Origin of the sequence: Nocardioides panacisoli, from assembly GCF_019448235.1 — a bacterium.
Taxonomy (GTDB): Bacteria; Actinomycetota; Actinomycetes; order Propionibacteriales; family Nocardioidaceae; genus Nocardioides; species Nocardioides panacisoli_A.
Genome location: NZ_CP080409.1, coordinates 2,439,179 through 2,452,971 on the forward strand (window position 1 = coordinate 2,439,179; position 13,793 = coordinate 2,452,971).

12 protein-coding genes are annotated in these 13,793 nt (G+C 70.3%); 3 read left to right on the forward strand and 9 right to left on the reverse strand.

The window, feature by feature from the left end; all coding sequences use genetic code 11:
* The first annotated feature begins 89 nt into the window (after window positions 1-89).
* A complete protein-coding gene (locus KUV85_RS11865) occupies window positions 90-1,121 on the forward strand; it encodes a LacI family DNA-binding transcriptional regulator (RefSeq protein WP_219960101.1) in 1,032 nt (343 codons plus the stop codon).
* A gap of 9 nt (window positions 1,122-1,130) precedes the next feature.
* Here the strand turns inward: KUV85_RS11865 and KUV85_RS11870 are convergent, their stop codons facing one another.
* The 5 genes from KUV85_RS11870 to KUV85_RS11890 form a co-directional block, all read right to left on the reverse strand.
* On the reverse strand, window positions 1,131-1,856 hold the full coding sequence (locus KUV85_RS11870) for a VIT1/CCC1 transporter family protein (protein WP_219960102.1): 726 nt from the start codon (window positions 1,854-1,856) through the stop codon (window positions 1,131-1,133).
* 45 nt (window positions 1,857-1,901) lie between these two features.
* Entirely contained in the window at window positions 1,902-3,596 is a 1,695-nt protein-coding gene (locus KUV85_RS11875) for a BCCT family transporter (RefSeq protein WP_219960103.1), read from the reverse strand.
* A 96-nt stretch (window positions 3,597-3,692) separates the two neighbouring features.
* Window positions 3,693-4,496 carry an MOSC domain-containing protein gene (locus tag KUV85_RS11880; RefSeq protein ID WP_219960104.1) on the reverse strand — a complete coding sequence of 268 codons (804 nt, stop codon included), beginning with the start codon at window positions 4,494-4,496 and terminating at the stop codon, window positions 3,693-3,695.
* Between the two features lie 9 nt (window positions 4,497-4,505).
* Window positions 4,506-5,651 (reverse strand): acyl-CoA dehydrogenase family protein, encoded by a 1,146-nt coding sequence (locus KUV85_RS11885; protein ID WP_219960105.1) that lies wholly within the window; start codon window positions 5,649-5,651, stop codon window positions 4,506-4,508.
* Between the two features lie 95 nt (window positions 5,652-5,746).
* Entirely contained in the window at window positions 5,747-7,912 is a 2,166-nt protein-coding gene (locus tag KUV85_RS11890; RefSeq protein WP_219960106.1) for an MMPL family transporter, read from the reverse strand.
* Between the two features lie 94 nt (window positions 7,913-8,006).
* Here KUV85_RS11890 and KUV85_RS11895 point away from each other — a divergent pair, with 94 nt between their 5' ends.
* Window positions 8,007-8,765: a TetR/AcrR family transcriptional regulator gene (locus KUV85_RS11895; protein ID WP_219960107.1), complete on the forward strand. Its 759-nt coding sequence runs from the start codon at window positions 8,007-8,009 to the stop codon at window positions 8,763-8,765.
* A 41-nt stretch (window positions 8,766-8,806) separates the two neighbouring features.
* Window positions 8,807-10,129 (forward strand): DUF2252 domain-containing protein, encoded by a 1,323-nt coding sequence (locus KUV85_RS11900; RefSeq protein ID WP_219960108.1) that lies wholly within the window; start codon window positions 8,807-8,809, stop codon window positions 10,127-10,129.
* Between the two features lie 110 nt (window positions 10,130-10,239).
* Here KUV85_RS11900 and KUV85_RS11905 read toward each other — a convergent pair whose 3' ends face one another.
* The 4 genes from KUV85_RS11905 to KUV85_RS11920 all read right to left on the reverse strand — a co-directional run bounded on the left by KUV85_RS11905 (window position 10,240) and on the right by KUV85_RS11920 (window position 13,599).
* The gene (locus tag KUV85_RS11905) at window positions 10,240-10,872 is read right to left on the reverse strand and encodes a hypothetical protein (RefSeq protein ID WP_219960109.1); all 633 of its coding nucleotides are present in this window, start codon (window positions 10,870-10,872) and stop codon (window positions 10,240-10,242) included.
* 121 nt (window positions 10,873-10,993) lie between these two features.
* Window positions 10,994-11,620: a hypothetical protein gene (locus KUV85_RS11910; protein WP_219960110.1), complete on the reverse strand. Its 627-nt coding sequence runs from the start codon at window positions 11,618-11,620 to the stop codon at window positions 10,994-10,996.
* 102 nt (window positions 11,621-11,722) lie between these two features.
* Window positions 11,723-12,418 (reverse strand): NAD-dependent deacylase, encoded by a 696-nt coding sequence (locus tag KUV85_RS11915; protein ID WP_219960111.1) that lies wholly within the window; start codon window positions 12,416-12,418, stop codon window positions 11,723-11,725.
* Window positions 12,419-12,444: 26 nt separating this feature from the next.
* On the reverse strand, window positions 12,445-13,599 hold the full coding sequence (locus KUV85_RS11920) for a DUF222 domain-containing protein (protein WP_425299344.1): 1,155 nt from the start codon (window positions 13,597-13,599) through the stop codon (window positions 12,445-12,447).
* Window positions 13,600-13,793: the final 194 nt, after the last annotated feature.

Sequence of the window (13,793 nt, forward strand, 5' to 3'; positions counted from 1 at the left end):
ACAGGTCCCGCAAAGAACTTGAAACATTTCAATCCCGCGGGTCGCGCTGGTCCCGACCGGCTAGGGTGCCGCTGACGAGGAGGAAACGCATGACGACGGAGCGCGCGACCGGGCGACGGGTCTCGGTCAAGGAGGTCGCCGCCGCGGCCGGCGTCTCCGTCGGCACCGTCTCCAACGTGCTCAACCGCCCCGACAAGGTCTCCCCCGCGACGCGGGAACGGATCCAGACCGTCATCGACGAGCTCGGGTTCGTGCGCAACGACGCCGCGCGACAGCTCCGCGCCGGCAGCAACCGGGCCGTGGCGATGATCGTGCTCGACGTCGCGAACCCGTTCTTCACCGACGTCGCCCACAGCGTCGAGGACCAGCTCGCCGCGGAGGCCCGCCCGCTGATCCTGGCCAACTCCGCCCAGGACGCGCGTCGGGAGGCGTCCTACCTCGACCTGTTCGAGGAGCAGCGGGTCGAGGGCATGCTGCTCACCCCCGTCGGCGACGTCCTCACGCGCCTGCACCAGCTCCGCGAGCGGGGCGTGGCCGTGGTGCTGGTCGACCGGATCATCGACTCCGCCGACTTCTCCTCCGTCTCCGTCGACGACCACCTCGGCGGCACCCTCGCCGCGCGGCACCTGCTCGACGCCGGGCGGCGGCACCTCGCCTTCATCGGCGGCCCCGCCCACCTCACCCAGGTCCGCGACCGGTGGGCGGCGACCCAGGAGGCCGTGGCCGGCGTCACCGGCGCCACCGCCGAGCTGGTCGAGACCGACGCGATGGAGGCGACCGCGGGTCGTCGCGCCGTGGAGGCACTGTGGGAACGACCGGCGGACCAGCGGCCCGACGCGGTCTTCGCCGCCAACGACCTGGTCGCTCTCGGTGTGCTCCAGGCGCTCACCCAGCTGCGGGTCGGCGTACCGGACGAGGTCGCGCTGATCGGCTACGACGACATCGACTTCGCCGCCTCGGCCGCGGTGCCGCTCTCCAGCGTGCGCCAGCCCCGCGAGCAGCTCGGCCGCGAGGCCGCGCGCATCCTGCTGGAGGTGATGTCCGCGCCGTCGGCGCCGGCACGCCACGTGGTGCTCGAGCCGGAACTGGTCGTGCGCGAGTCCACCGTCGGTCGCGGCTGAGGCGGCACCTCAGAGCTGGGTGCCGAGCGCCGACCCGACCGCGTAGGTGACGGCCATCGCGAACAGGCCGCCCGCCACGTTGCGGACCACCGCCCGTCGCACCGGCCCGTAGCCGAACCGGGCCGAGGCCCAACCGGTCAGCGCCAGCGCGGCGGTCACCGCGGCCATCGTCACCCAGACCCGTGCCTGCGCGGCGACCAACAGGATCGTCAACAGCGGGAGCAGCGCCCCGACGGTGAACGCCGTCATCGAGGCCAGCGCCGCACGCCACGGACTCGTCAGGTCGTCGGGGTCGATGCCCAGCTCGGCCTCGGCGTGCGCGCCGAGCGCGTCGCGGGCGGTGAGCTGCCCCGCCACCTCCAGCGCGACGTCGGGGTCGAGCCCCTTCTCGACGTAGAGGCCGGCGAGCTCGGCCAGCTCGTCCTCGGGGTCCTCGGCCAGCTCGCGGCGCTCCCGGGCGAGGAGCGCCTCCTCGGAGTCACGCTGCGTGCTGACCGAGACGTACTCCCCGGCGCCCATGCTCATCGCGCCGGCAACGAGCCCGGCGACACCGGCGACCAGGATCGCCGAGCGCTCGGTGGTGGCTCCCGCGACACCGACCACGATGCCGGCGGTGCTGACGATCCCGTCGTTGGCACCGAGTACGCCGGCCCGCAGCGAGTTGAGCCGGTCGTTGAGGCCACCACGGTGCGGCTCGTCGGCGTGCGGACCGGGTCGGCGCACAGGGGCAGTCATGCTCCGATGATGCCCTGCGCCGCCCGGGCCGGCACGCCGTGCGGGTCAGTCGACCGCCGCGTCCTCCCGTGGCGGCTCCTGGGATCCGGCGACGGGCACCTTGACCATCACGAACTTCTCCGTGCGCAGTCCCTTGTAGAGCGAGACCATCGCCAGGAACATCAGGATGAAGATCGGGAGCCCGATCACGGTGATCACCTGTTGCAGTGCGTCGAGTCCCTCGTCGCCGGCGAGCACGATCAGCATCATCGCCAGGGCGCCCTCGGAGACACCCCAGAAGACCCGCTGCCGGGTCGGGCCCGGGTCCTCGGTGCCGGTGCAGAGCATGTCCACCACCAGCGAGGCGGAGTCGGAGGACGTGGCGAAGAAGATCGCCACGATCACCACGACGAAGCCGGAGATGAAGGTGATCAACGCGTCGTTGGACAACAGCGACTCGAAGAACGCGAACATCGCGAACTCCGCACCACCACCCTCGCCGGTGACCGCCTCGGTGATCGGGTGCGCCGCATCGGGGCTGCTGCCGATCCCGTCCAGGCGCATCGCGGTCCACCCGAAGATCACGAACCAGACCAACGTGAACAGGGAGGGCGCCACCATCACGCCGCCGATGAACTCACGGATCGTGCGGCCCTTGGAGATGCGGGCGAGGAAGACACCCATGAAGGGCGCCCACGTCACCGTCCAGGCCCAGTAGAAGACGGTCCAGCCGCCCTGCCAGCCCCAGCCCTCGCCGTACGCTCCGCCGTCGACGTAGGCCATGGAGTCGTTCCACAGCGCCAGCGGCACGAGGTTGCGCAGGTAGAGGCCCAGCGTCTCGATCATCTCGCGGAAGAGGAAGACCGTCGGGCCGACGACGAGCACGAAGATCATCAGGCCCACGGCCATGCCGATGTTGACGTTGGACAGGACCTTCACGCCCTTGTCCAGGCCGACCACGATCGAGGTCACCGCGACGGCGGTGAGGACGGCGATGATCAGCACCTTGGGCAGGACCGTGTTGGGCACGTCGAAGAGCCGCGTCAGGCCGGAGTTGATCTGGTTGGTGCCCAGGCCGATGGAGACCGCGACACCGAAGAGGGTGCCCAGCACCGCGAAGATGTCGATGGTGCGACCGATGGGGCCGTGGATCTTCTCGCCCAGGAACGGGTAGAACACCGAGCTGACGCGGAACGGCAGGTCGTAGCGGTAGATGAAGTAGCCGAACGCCAGGCCCGGCAGGGTGAAGATCGCCCACGTGTGCAGGCCGAGGTGGTAGATCGCGATGCTCATCGCGTCGTTCGCGGCGCCCGAGGAGAACGGCGCCTCGCCCCGCGGCGGGGTCTCGAAGTGGAAGATCGGCTCCGCGACGCCCCAGAACATCAGGACCGTGCCGATGCCACCGGCGAAGAGCATCGTGAACCAGGAGATGTTGCTGTACGCCGGCCGCTCCTGGTCGCCGCCGAGGCGGATGCTGCCGTACTTGCTGATCGCCACCCAGATCAGGAACGCCAGCCAGGACGAGACACCGAGGATGAAGAACCAGCCCAGGTTGGTGACCACCCACGTGCGGCCGTCGGCGAAGGCATCGCCGATCTGGGTCGGCCAGATCAGCAGCGTGATCAGGAAGACCACCATGAGGCCGGCAGCGACGAAGAAGATGATCGGGTCGGTGCGCAGACCGAGCCCACGGGCCAGCTCGCCGAGCTTGCCCTCGTTGATCCGTTCGTCACCCTGGGTGGTTGGTGTGCCGTCCGCCATGGCATCTCCTCTGGGCTGTCCACGGTGCCGGACGACCGACGCGGCCACCGGCTCGATCCTTGAAATCGTGCCAGTCAACGGTGATGGCGTCCAGCATTACCCTGCAGTACGTCGCGAGTCGTTGTGGAGCTGCAACGTGTCCCCCCACCGTACGGATCCGGGTGCGACGACGGTCGCGTCGACCGCCAGGAGCGGCTCGCCGCGGGAGTTCTGGGGCCGGTGGTCGGCCAGTGAGCGCAGCAGGCTGGCGTCCGCGTCGCCGGTCGACGGAGCGAGGTTCACGACCCCGCACCGGCCCATCCGACCGTGGACCCGCACCACGGCGTCGCCGATCGCGACGTCGTGCCCGACCCACTGGTCCTCGATGTAGGGCTCGTCGGCCTCGACGACGACGGTGGCGCGGTAGCGCTCGGGTTGGTCGGCCAGGTCGGGGCGTCCGGCACGGGTGGCGGCGTCGACGACCGAGGCCGTGCTCACCAGGCTCACCGGGGCGCCGTACACCGCCGCGCCGGGCGCGACCCGCGCCAGGCGCACGGGCCGGCCGAGGAAGTCCGAGAGCAGCCGCGCGTGCGGGCCGTCGTACGGCACGGCGTCGATGGTCCGTCCCCAGTAGTCGACCGCGAGGGAGGCACCGGCCTGCTCGGGTGCCCCCGTCGCCGCCGCGCCTCCGGGGAGTACGACGTCGAGGGCGTGGCCGTCCCAGCGTGCCCGGACACCGACGAGTCGGGGCTGGTCGATGGTGCGCAGCACCCGTCCACCCTCGGGCGGCACCAGGCACCACGCACGGTCACCGCGTGGCCCGTCCTCGTCGAGGACCAGCTCGTCCGAGGACGTGTGCTGGCACCCCTTGATCGGTGTGCAACCGACCCGGGCGACCCTGCCGATGCTTCGTCGGTCCACCGGTCGGGGTCACAACCCCAGGTCGCGACCGATCAGTTCCTTCATGATCTCGTTCGAGCCCGCCCAGATCTTCGAGACGCGGGCGTCGCGCCACGCACGGGCGACGCGGTACTCGTTCATGAAGCCGTAGCCGCCGTGCAGCTGCACGCAGTGGTCGAGCACCTCGTTCTGCACCTGCGAGGACCACCACTTGGCCTTCGCGGCGTCGATCGCGGTCAGCTCGCCCTTGTCGTGGGCCACGACGCACTGGTCGATGTAGGCCTGCGTCACGTCGATGCGGGTGTAGATGTCGGCCAGCAGGAACTTGTTGTGCTGGAACTGTCCGATCGACTGCCCGAAGGCCTTGCGGTCCTTGGTGTACTGCAGCGTCTCGTCGAGGATCTGCTTGGCGTGTGCGACGTTGGAGATCGCGCAGCCGAGCCGCTCCTGCGGCAGCTTCTGCATCATGTGGATGAAGCCCTGGTCGACCTCGCCGATGATCTCGGCGTCGGTGACGCGGACGTTCTCGAAGAACAGCTCGGCGGTGTCGGACTCGTCCTGACCGACCTTGTCGAGCTTGCGGCCGCGGCTGAAGCCCTCCGAGCTGGTCTCGATCGCGAACAGCGTGATGCCCTTCGGGCCCTTCTCCGGGTCGGTGCGGACCGCGGTGATCACCAGGTCGGCGGAGTAGCCGTTGGTGATGAAGGTCTTGGACCCGTTGATGACCCACTCGTCGCCGTCGCGCACGGCCGTGGTCTTCAGCGCAGCCAGGTCGGAGCCACCGGAGGGCTCGGTCATGCCGATCGCGAGCAGCGTCTCGCCCGAGGCGACGCCGGGCAGCCAGCGCTGCTTCTGCTCCTCGGTGCCGAGCTCGACGATGTAGGGCGCGGTGATGTCGGCGTGGATCCCGGCACACGACCCCAGCGCCGCGTTGACCTTGTTGAGCTCCTCCATGAGGACGGCGTTGAACCGGTAGTCGCCGGCCCCGACGCCGCCGTACTCCTCGGGGATCTCCAGGCCCCAGAAGCCGTTCTTGCCACCCTCGATCCAGAAGTCCCGCGGAATGGCCTTGTCCACGGCGTACTGCTCGACGTCGGGGATGACCGACCGCTCCAGGAACTCCCGCACCGAGGAGCGGAAGGCTTCGTGGTCCTCGTCGTAGATCTCGCGCTTCATGGGCCCGACTCTACTCGCTGGTAGCCGCCCCGATCATGGGCAGCCAGCACAACGATCGACTGGCACGATGGTGGTGACGCCCAACCGGACCGGGCTCAGGGGACCCGTTCCGGCTGGCGCTGGACCGCGGGCTCGGCGATCTCCTCACGGAAGCCGTACCGCTCCCACCAGCGCACCATCGGTGCGGGCGCCCACCAGTTCCAGCGGCCGAGCAGCTTCATCGTGGCCGGCACCATCAGCGCACGGACGATGGTCGCGTCGATGAGCAGGGCGACGAGCATGCCGACGCCGAGCATCTTCATGAAGACCACGCCACTGGTGGAGAAGGCGCCGATGACCACACCCAGCAGCAGCGCGGCGCTGGTGATGATCCGGCCGGTCTTCTGTACGCCGGTCGCGACCGCCACGTCGTTGCTCCCGGTGGCGTCCCACTGCTCGCGGACCCGGGAGAGCAGGAAGACCTCGTAGTCCATCGAGAGCCCGAAGATGATGGCGAGCATCAGGATCGGGTTGGTGGCGTCGAGGAAGCCCTGTGGCTCGAAGTCGAGCAGGCCCGACAGGTTGCCGTCGCTGAAGATCCAGGTCACCACCCCGAAGCTGGCGGTGATGGAGAAGACGTTCATCACCACCGCCTTGAGCGGGAGCACCAGCGACCCGAACGCGACGAAGAGCAGCACGAACATGACCAGCACCACGACCGCGCCCATCCAGGGCAGGTGGTCGCCGACGGAGGCAAGCAGGTCGACGGTCTCCGCGGTGATGCCGCCGACCAGCGCCTCCCCCGCGGCTGGCTCGATGGCCTGCAGGTCGCGGACGAGGTCCAGTGACGCCTCTGCCTGGGAGCTGCCCGGCCAGGTGACGCCCACCAGGGCGGTGTCGCCGTCGCGCGCGGTGACCTCGGCCGCCGCGTCCGGGGTGACCGCGGCGGCGTCGGCGACGTAGGACTGCACCGCGGCGTCGTCGACGCCGGTGAGGACGACACCTGCCCGGGAGGTCTCGCCGCCGAAGTCGGCGAGCTTCTCCGCCGCGATGTAGGACGGCGAGTCGTCGGGCAGCACCCGGTGGTCGACGCTGCCCCACTTCACACCGAGGAACGGTGAGGCGACCACGAGGAGAAGCACGACGGTCAGCGCGAGGACGGTGACCGGACGGCGCATGACACCGCGAGCGAGAGCCGCCCACCGGCCGTGGTCGTCCTCGACCGAGACCGGGCGGCCACGGCGCCAGGGCATCCGACCACCGTCGATGCGACGGCCCAGCAGGACCAGGGTGGCGGGCAGGATGGTGAGCGCGGCCAGCATCGCGATCAGCACGGCCGCGACGCCGCCGTACCCCATCGACTTGAGGAACATCTGCGGGAAGAGCAGCAGACTGGCGAGCGAGGCGGCGACGGTGAGGCCGGAGAAGAGGACGGTGCGTCCCGCGGTGGCCAGGGTGATGCGGATGGCCGTGCGGGACGCGTCCGGGTCGTCCTCGGGCAGCCGGGCGAGCTCCTCGCGGAACCGGCTCACGACGAACAGGGCGTAGTCGATCGCGAGTCCGATGCCGAGCACCGAGACGACGTTGATCGAGAACACGCTCACGTCGGTGACGGTCGTGAGGAGCCGAACCACCCCGAGGCCGCCCACGAGCGCGATGACGCCGACCATGGCCGGCATCGAGGCGGCGACCGCACTGCCGAAGATCACCAGCGCGAGCAGGATGACCAGCGGCAGCGAGATCAGCTCCGCGCGCTGAAGGTCCTCCTCGGTCTGGTGGTTCACGTCGCTGTAGACGGCGTAGGAGCCGGCGACGTCGGTGCGCAGGCCGTCGGCCTCCAGCAGGGGCTCGACCTCCTCGTAGGAGACGAGGAAGTCGTCCTGCGAGGCGCCGTCGAGCGCGATGACGACCTGGGCGGCGTGGCCGTCCGCGGTCACCAGACCCGCCTCCGGCGGGGCCTCGTAGTACGGCGTCACCTGGGCCACCGCGTCGGCGGGCAGGCCTTGGACCACCTCGGCGACCGCCTCACGGAACTCCGGATCGTCGGCGGCGAGGTCGTCGTCGGAGTAGATCGCGACCACGTCGGCGCCCCGATTGCCGAACGCCTCACGCTCCATCTCGAGCGCGCGGGCCGACTCCGACCCGGGGGTGTCGAAGCCACCCTGGCTCAACGCGCCGAAGACCCCCACGCCGTACGCCGCGGCCCCGGCGACCAGGAGCACCCCGACGACGAGGACGAGACGCGCCCGGCGGGCGATCAGCCGGCCCCAGCGATCGACCATGGGAGACTCCATCGTGAACAGGTATCATTGCGGTGAACGCTGTAAACAGTAAACGGCGTAAACTGCGCTGGTCAAGACCCGACCGAGGAGACACGTGGCCCACCTGCGAGCGCCCAACCGTCGCGAGCGTCGACGCGAGGAGACCTACGACGAGATCGTGCGGGTGGCCGCCCAGCTCCTCGACGAGGGTGCGGAGCTCTCGCTGCGCGCCGTGGCGGGCCGGATGGGGATGACCGCACCCGCGCTCTACCGCTACGTGGCGAACTACCAGGAGCTGGTCGACCTGGTGGCCTTCGAGCTCGACCGGATGGCGACCGAGGGCTTCGCCGCCGCGGCCGAGCGGTACCCGGCGGATGACCCCGCAGCCCGGCTGACGGTCGGGTGCGTGGCGTTCCGTCGGTGGGCGCTGGCCAAGCCACGGGAGTTCCACCTGGTCTTCGCCAACCCGGTCGCGGAGGGTGACACCGCGCGGCGCGACCTGCTGACGGTCTCCACCTCGGGCCACTTCTTCACCGACCTCCTCTACGAGGTCTGGGAGCGCTACGGGTACCCGGTGCCGGCGGTGGAGGACCTGCCGCCGGGCGTGGGCGAGGCGGTCCTGGATCCGCTGCTGCCCGCCAAGTCCGACCACATCGCCACCGAGCACCGCGGCCTGCTCTGGATCTACATGCGCTCCTGGTCGGCGCTGTACGGCGTCGTCACGCTCGAGTCGACCGGCCACTGCGATCCACGCGTCATCGCCAGCGGGGCGCTCTTCCGCGCCACACTGATCGACTGGCTCGCGCCGCTCGGCCTGGCCCAGGAGCAGGAGCGGCTGGTGGAGATCCTGGACGCCGAGTTGGCTGCCGCCTGAGCCACGCCGCGGGTTCGTGCTGCGGTGGCACAGTGGCAGGCATGCCGCAACCGTCGACCGACCGCAGGGACCAGATCGTCGCCGTCCTGGACGACGCCTTCGCCGACCTGATGGAGCGGGACCCGGCCGCCTTCCGCACCAAGTTCCGCAAGATGGCCGCCGACCCGCACTCCTTCTACCGCGGCACCGCCTGCCTGTTCTACGCCGACGTCGTGCCGGCCGAGGACCCGTTCGCCACCGGCGAGAGCGGCCGGATCTGGGTCCACGGCGACCTGCACGTGGAGAACTTCGGCACCTACCTCAACTCCGACGGACTGCTGGTCTTCGACGTCAACGACTTCGACGAGGCCTACCTGGGCCGCTTCACCTGGGACCTGCAGCGCTTCGCGGCCTCACTCGCCCTCCTCGGCTGGCAGAAGGCGCTGCCGCGGGACGCCGTGGTCGACCTGCTGCACCGCTACCTCGACGCCTACCTGGACCAGGTCGACGCCTACGCCGACACCGCCCACGACGAGGACTTCGCCCTGCACCTGGGCAACACCGACGGACCCATCCGCGCGGCCCTCGGGGAGGCGCGGGCGCAGCGTCGCAGCGACCTCCTCGACGCCAACACCGACATCGTCGAGGGCCACCGTCGCTTCCGTGACGACCCGACCGTCCGGCGCCTGGACGAGGACGAGCGCGCCACCGTACTCGCCGCCTTCGAGGAGTACCTCGGCACGATCCCCGAGGACAAGCGCTTCGACCGCGACGTCTTCTACGACGTGCTCGACGTGGTGGGCAAGTCCGGCTTCGGCATCGGGAGCGCCGGGCTGCCGGCGTACAACATCCTCGTCGAGGGCTACAGCCAGGCGTTCGAGAACGACGTCCTGCTCTCGATGAAGCAGGGCAACGTCCCGGCCGTCAGCCGCTACGTGGACGCGGCCGCGATCGAGGACTACTTCGTCCACGAGGGCCAGCGCACCGTGGTCAGCCAACGCGCGTTGCAGGTGCACACCGACCCGCTGCTGGGCCACACCCGGATGGACGGTGCCGGGTTCGTGGTGCACGAGGTGTCGCCGTTCGAGGTCGACCTGGACTGGTCGGACCTGACCGAGCCCGAGGAGATGGCCGCGGTCGTCGGGCTGCTGGGGCGCGCGACGGCGAAGGTCCACTGCGCCGCGGACGAGGACTCCGAGCACGACCTGGTGGAGTTCCAGGTCGAGGACGCGATCCGCGCGACGCTCGAGGGGCGCCGCTCGGAGTTCCGCGACTGGGTCGTCGACTTCGGCCTGCGGTACGCCGACCAGGTGCGTGCCGACCACGCCGCCTTCGTCGAGGCGTTCCGCGACGGGGACATCGGGATCGCCGCGACCAGCTCCTGACCAGGACTACTGACCGGCGCCGCACGCCACCGGCGACGGGCGCGCGGAAGCGGCGGACTCGACGTACCCCCCGTCGCCGAGCCCGCCGCTGGTCCTGCGGTGCGATCCGTTCAGTTGCGGTCGGCCGGCCGCAGCGACACGCGCGGCGAGGCGCCGTTCGGGCTGTCATCGAAGACGGTCAGCTTGAAGTACCGGTTGGCCGCAGCGCCGGCCGCGTTGTCGCACCGGACCTCGAGCGTGTCCGGTGCGGCGTTGGCGACGAAGTTGATCCAGCAGTTGCCCGACACCGCGTTCAGGTCGGCCAACACGGTCTGCCAGGAGTCGAAGTCGGCCCCGGGGACCTTGACGTCGAAGTTGCCCGGCGAGGGGTTCGTGACGGTGATCGGACCGCCGAGGCGGTTGAACTGGTGCGGGACCGCGGTGCCGACGACGGACACGGAGGCGAGAGCGACGCCGTCGGCGCCGGTGGAGATGTCGGCGTGGGTCAGGCTGCGGTTCTTGACGTCGCCGGAACGAATGCTGTTGTTCTTGACCTTGCCGCTGCCGACGGCGTTGTTCTTCAGGTCGCCGCCCTTCACCTGGCCGTTCTTGATGTGGTGGGACTTCACCGCATTGGTCTTCAGCTGCGCCGAGCCGATCTTGCCGTGGGCGTAGGCCACCCCACCCCCGGTCCCGGCCAGCGCCACGATCAACGCCAGCACGGAGACCACGTTCGCGAACGTGAGTCGCTCCTGGAACTGCATGTCTTCCCCCTTGGGTTCGAGGGCGCTCCGCGCCCGGTCGGTGGCGCTCGGTGCGCCACCGACCCCCAAGAGCTGCGACCGCCCGGGTTGATACCTCGGGACCTCAGCTAACGGGTGACGATCACGGGGTGGTGGCGTCGTCGTCGAACAGGAAGATCTGGAACGACGCGTCACGAAAGGCCCCCTCGGAGTCGTAGCACCGCACCTGGATCGTGTCGGCGACGGTGCGGCCCGCCACCGAGCAGATGGCCTCGCGAGCGTTGCTGACCGAGGCCAGAATCTGCTGCCCGTACTCTGCGAAGCGCGCACCCGGCACCCGGAGGTCGTACTTGCCTGGGCCGACCCTGACGAGACTGATCTGACCACCCAATCGATTGAACTGGTGGTCCACTGACGTCAGGTGAACCGCAGCACCGGCGAGGGCGACACCGTCGGTGCTCGTGGCGAGGTCGGCCTCGGTCAGGCTGCCGTTGCGCACGTCCCGCGAGCCGATGCTGTTGTCCTTGAGGTCGCCCGAACCGATGCTATTGTTCTTGACCTTGCCGCTGCCGACGGCGTCGCTCTTCAGGTCGCCGCCCTTCACCTGGCCGTTCTTGATGTGGTGGGACTTCACCGCATTGGTCTTCAGCTGCGCCGAGCCGATCTTGCCGTGGGCGTAGGCCACCCCACCCCCGGTCCCGGCCAGCGCCACGATCAACGCCAGCACCGACACCACGTTGGCGAAGGTGAGTCGTTCCTGCATCTTCATCTGTCGTCCCCTTCGGGCAGGGCGCAGCGCGCCGCGACGGTCGCGCGATCGCGCGACCGGCCCCCCGAGAACGGGTCGGACCGGTGGAGCAGAAGACAGGCGCTACGAGTCAGTCGGGAGCAACTCGTCGACCCAGGCGGGCACGATGCTACTGGCAGACCCGTGTCGCGTCTCGTCGAAGAGGTGCGAGCCCTGACTGGGCTCGAGGTTGAGCTCGAGGGTGCGGGCGCCGTACGCACGGGCGGCGGTGACGAACCCGGCCGCGGGGTAGACCGCCCCGGAGGTGCCGATGGAGACGAAGAGGTCGGCGGCCGCGAGGGCGTCGTCGATCTCGTCCATCCGGTAGGGGATCTCGCCGAACCACACCACGTCGGGTCGCAGCGCACTGGCGCCGCAGTGGGCGCAGGCGTGGTCGCCGGACAGGCTGCCCTGCCACGGCGTCCGCTGTCGGCAGCCCGCACAGAGGGCGTTCCGCAGCTCGCCGTGCATGTGGAGGACGCGTCGCGACCCCGCACGCTCGTGGAGGTCGTCGATGTTCTGGGTGACGACGAGCAGGTCCTCGCCCAGGTGCTGCTCGAGCTCGGCGAGCGCACGATGGGCCGGGTTGGGCTCGACGGTGTCGAGGGCCGCGCGCCTGGCGTCGTAGAATTGGTGCACCAGCGCCGCGTCGGCCTCGAACGCCTCCGGCGTGGCGACCTCCTCGACGCGATGGCCCTCCCAGAGTCCGTCGGCGTCGCGGAAGGTGGGCACCCCGCTCTCCGCGGAGACCCCGGCTCCGGTCAGTACGACGATCCTCACGCCGCCAGCCTAGTGGCGGCGACGCCCTACGACGGCGGTGGTCGTCGGCGTGATCGGAGTTCCCACTCGGTGCGGCTGAGTCGGGTGAGGTGGTAGCGGTCGTCGTGGGCGGCGCGGTGGTGGTGCCAGCACAGTGGGAGGGCGTTGGCCAGGCTGGTGGTGCCGCCGGTGGCCCAGGCGTGGGGGTGGTGGATCTCGGTCCAGGAGAAGGGCCGGTCGCAGGTGGCGATGGCGCAGGTGTCGTGGGTGATGGCGAGGGCCTGGCGTTGCTTGTCCGAGTGGAGTCGGCTGCTGCGGCCCAGGTCCAGCGGCACCGAGCCGGTGCCGAGGACGGCGGGGATGATGCCGGCCTCGCACGCCATCCGACGGACCTCGCCCGGGGTGAGGTCGGCCCCGGTGGACATCGACGCGACCCCGACGCCGGTCAGGTCCTCGCGCAGGGTGGCGAGGTCGAGGTGGACCAGCAGGCTGATCGCGGAGCGGGGCAGGTGGTCGGTGGGGACGTGTTCGAGCAGTTCGCAGAAGGCGATGCCGAGCCGGTCGGCCCAGCCGAGCTCACCGCCACGACCACCGACGGTGTCGTCGTAGCGCGCCACGCCGCGGGTGTCGGTGCCGTAGCGCCGGGGCGTGGAGAGGTTGTGCAGGATCGTGGTGAGCAGGTGGCCGTGCCGCTCGGGCAGGCTGAACCGGCCCACGTAGCGGCCGTCGCCCTGGTCGTGGAGGGTCAGCCAGGTGTCGGTCTCACCACGGTGCTGGTTGGTCCGCACCGTCGCCGCGATGTGGTGCTGGTGCAGGTCGGTGTCGATGGTGCGGTAGACCCGACGCGCGGCCCGCCGCAGCTGGGTGGCCGACATCGGGACCCCGGAGCGGGTGCCCTCGCCGGTGGCCCTGCCGATCAGCAGCTCCTGGGCCGCCTCGCGCTGAGCATCACTCGCGGTGTCCTCGGTGACCTCCAGGCTCTGCACGATCACCCGGGCCTGCTCGAGCCGGATCCGGCCCTGAGCCAACGCGGCCAGCGTCGTGGGGTAGGTCGACTCCAGCTGCTGGGCCAGCACCAGCCCCCCCTGAGCATCTCCCGACGCATCCCCGTCAACCGCGCCAACCACGCATCCGTGCCCGTCTCCGCTGCGGTCTCGGCCACCCGCCGCCGGTCCGCCTCCGCGGCGAGCTCGAGCTGCCACGCCTGCACCTGCGACTCCAACCGCGCCAACGACGCCACTGCGTCGGTCAGCTCAGCATCGTCGAGACGACCGGCAGGCTCCGCAGCAGCGGCCATCACCTCGCGCCGCACCGCAGCAATCCGCTCCCCCACGCCGGGGTCCGGAGCGATGCTTGCTGCGATGGCCATACCCGCAGTCAGGCAGGGACCACCGAC

Bases quoted from the DNA above. Each gene is read 5' to 3' on its own strand.
- KUV85_RS11870 (WP_219960102.1), bottom strand. From the start codon at position 1,856: ATGACTGCCCCTGTGCGCCGACCCGGTCCGCACGCCGACGAGCCGCAC.
- KUV85_RS11875 (WP_219960103.1), bottom strand. From the start codon at position 3,596: ATGGCGGACGGCACACCAACCACCCAGGGTGACGAACGGATCAACGAG.
- KUV85_RS11910 (WP_219960110.1), bottom strand. From the start codon at position 11,620: ATGAAGATGCAGGAACGACTCACCTTCGCCAACGTGGTGTCGGTGCTG.
- KUV85_RS11885 (WP_219960105.1), bottom strand. From the start codon at position 5,651: ATGAAGCGCGAGATCTACGACGAGGACCACGAAGCCTTCCGCTCCTCG.
- KUV85_RS11900 (WP_219960108.1), top strand. From the start codon at position 8,807: ATGCCGCAACCGTCGACCGACCGCAGGGACCAGATCGTCGCCGTCCTG.
- KUV85_RS11905 (WP_219960109.1), bottom strand. From the start codon at position 10,872: ATGCAGTTCCAGGAGCGACTCACGTTCGCGAACGTGGTCTCCGTGCTG.
- KUV85_RS11890 (WP_219960106.1), bottom strand. From the start codon at position 7,912: ATGGTCGATCGCTGGGGCCGGCTGATCGCCCGCCGGGCGCGTCTCGTC.
- KUV85_RS11865 (WP_219960101.1), top strand. From the start codon at position 90: ATGACGACGGAGCGCGCGACCGGGCGACGGGTCTCGGTCAAGGAGGTC.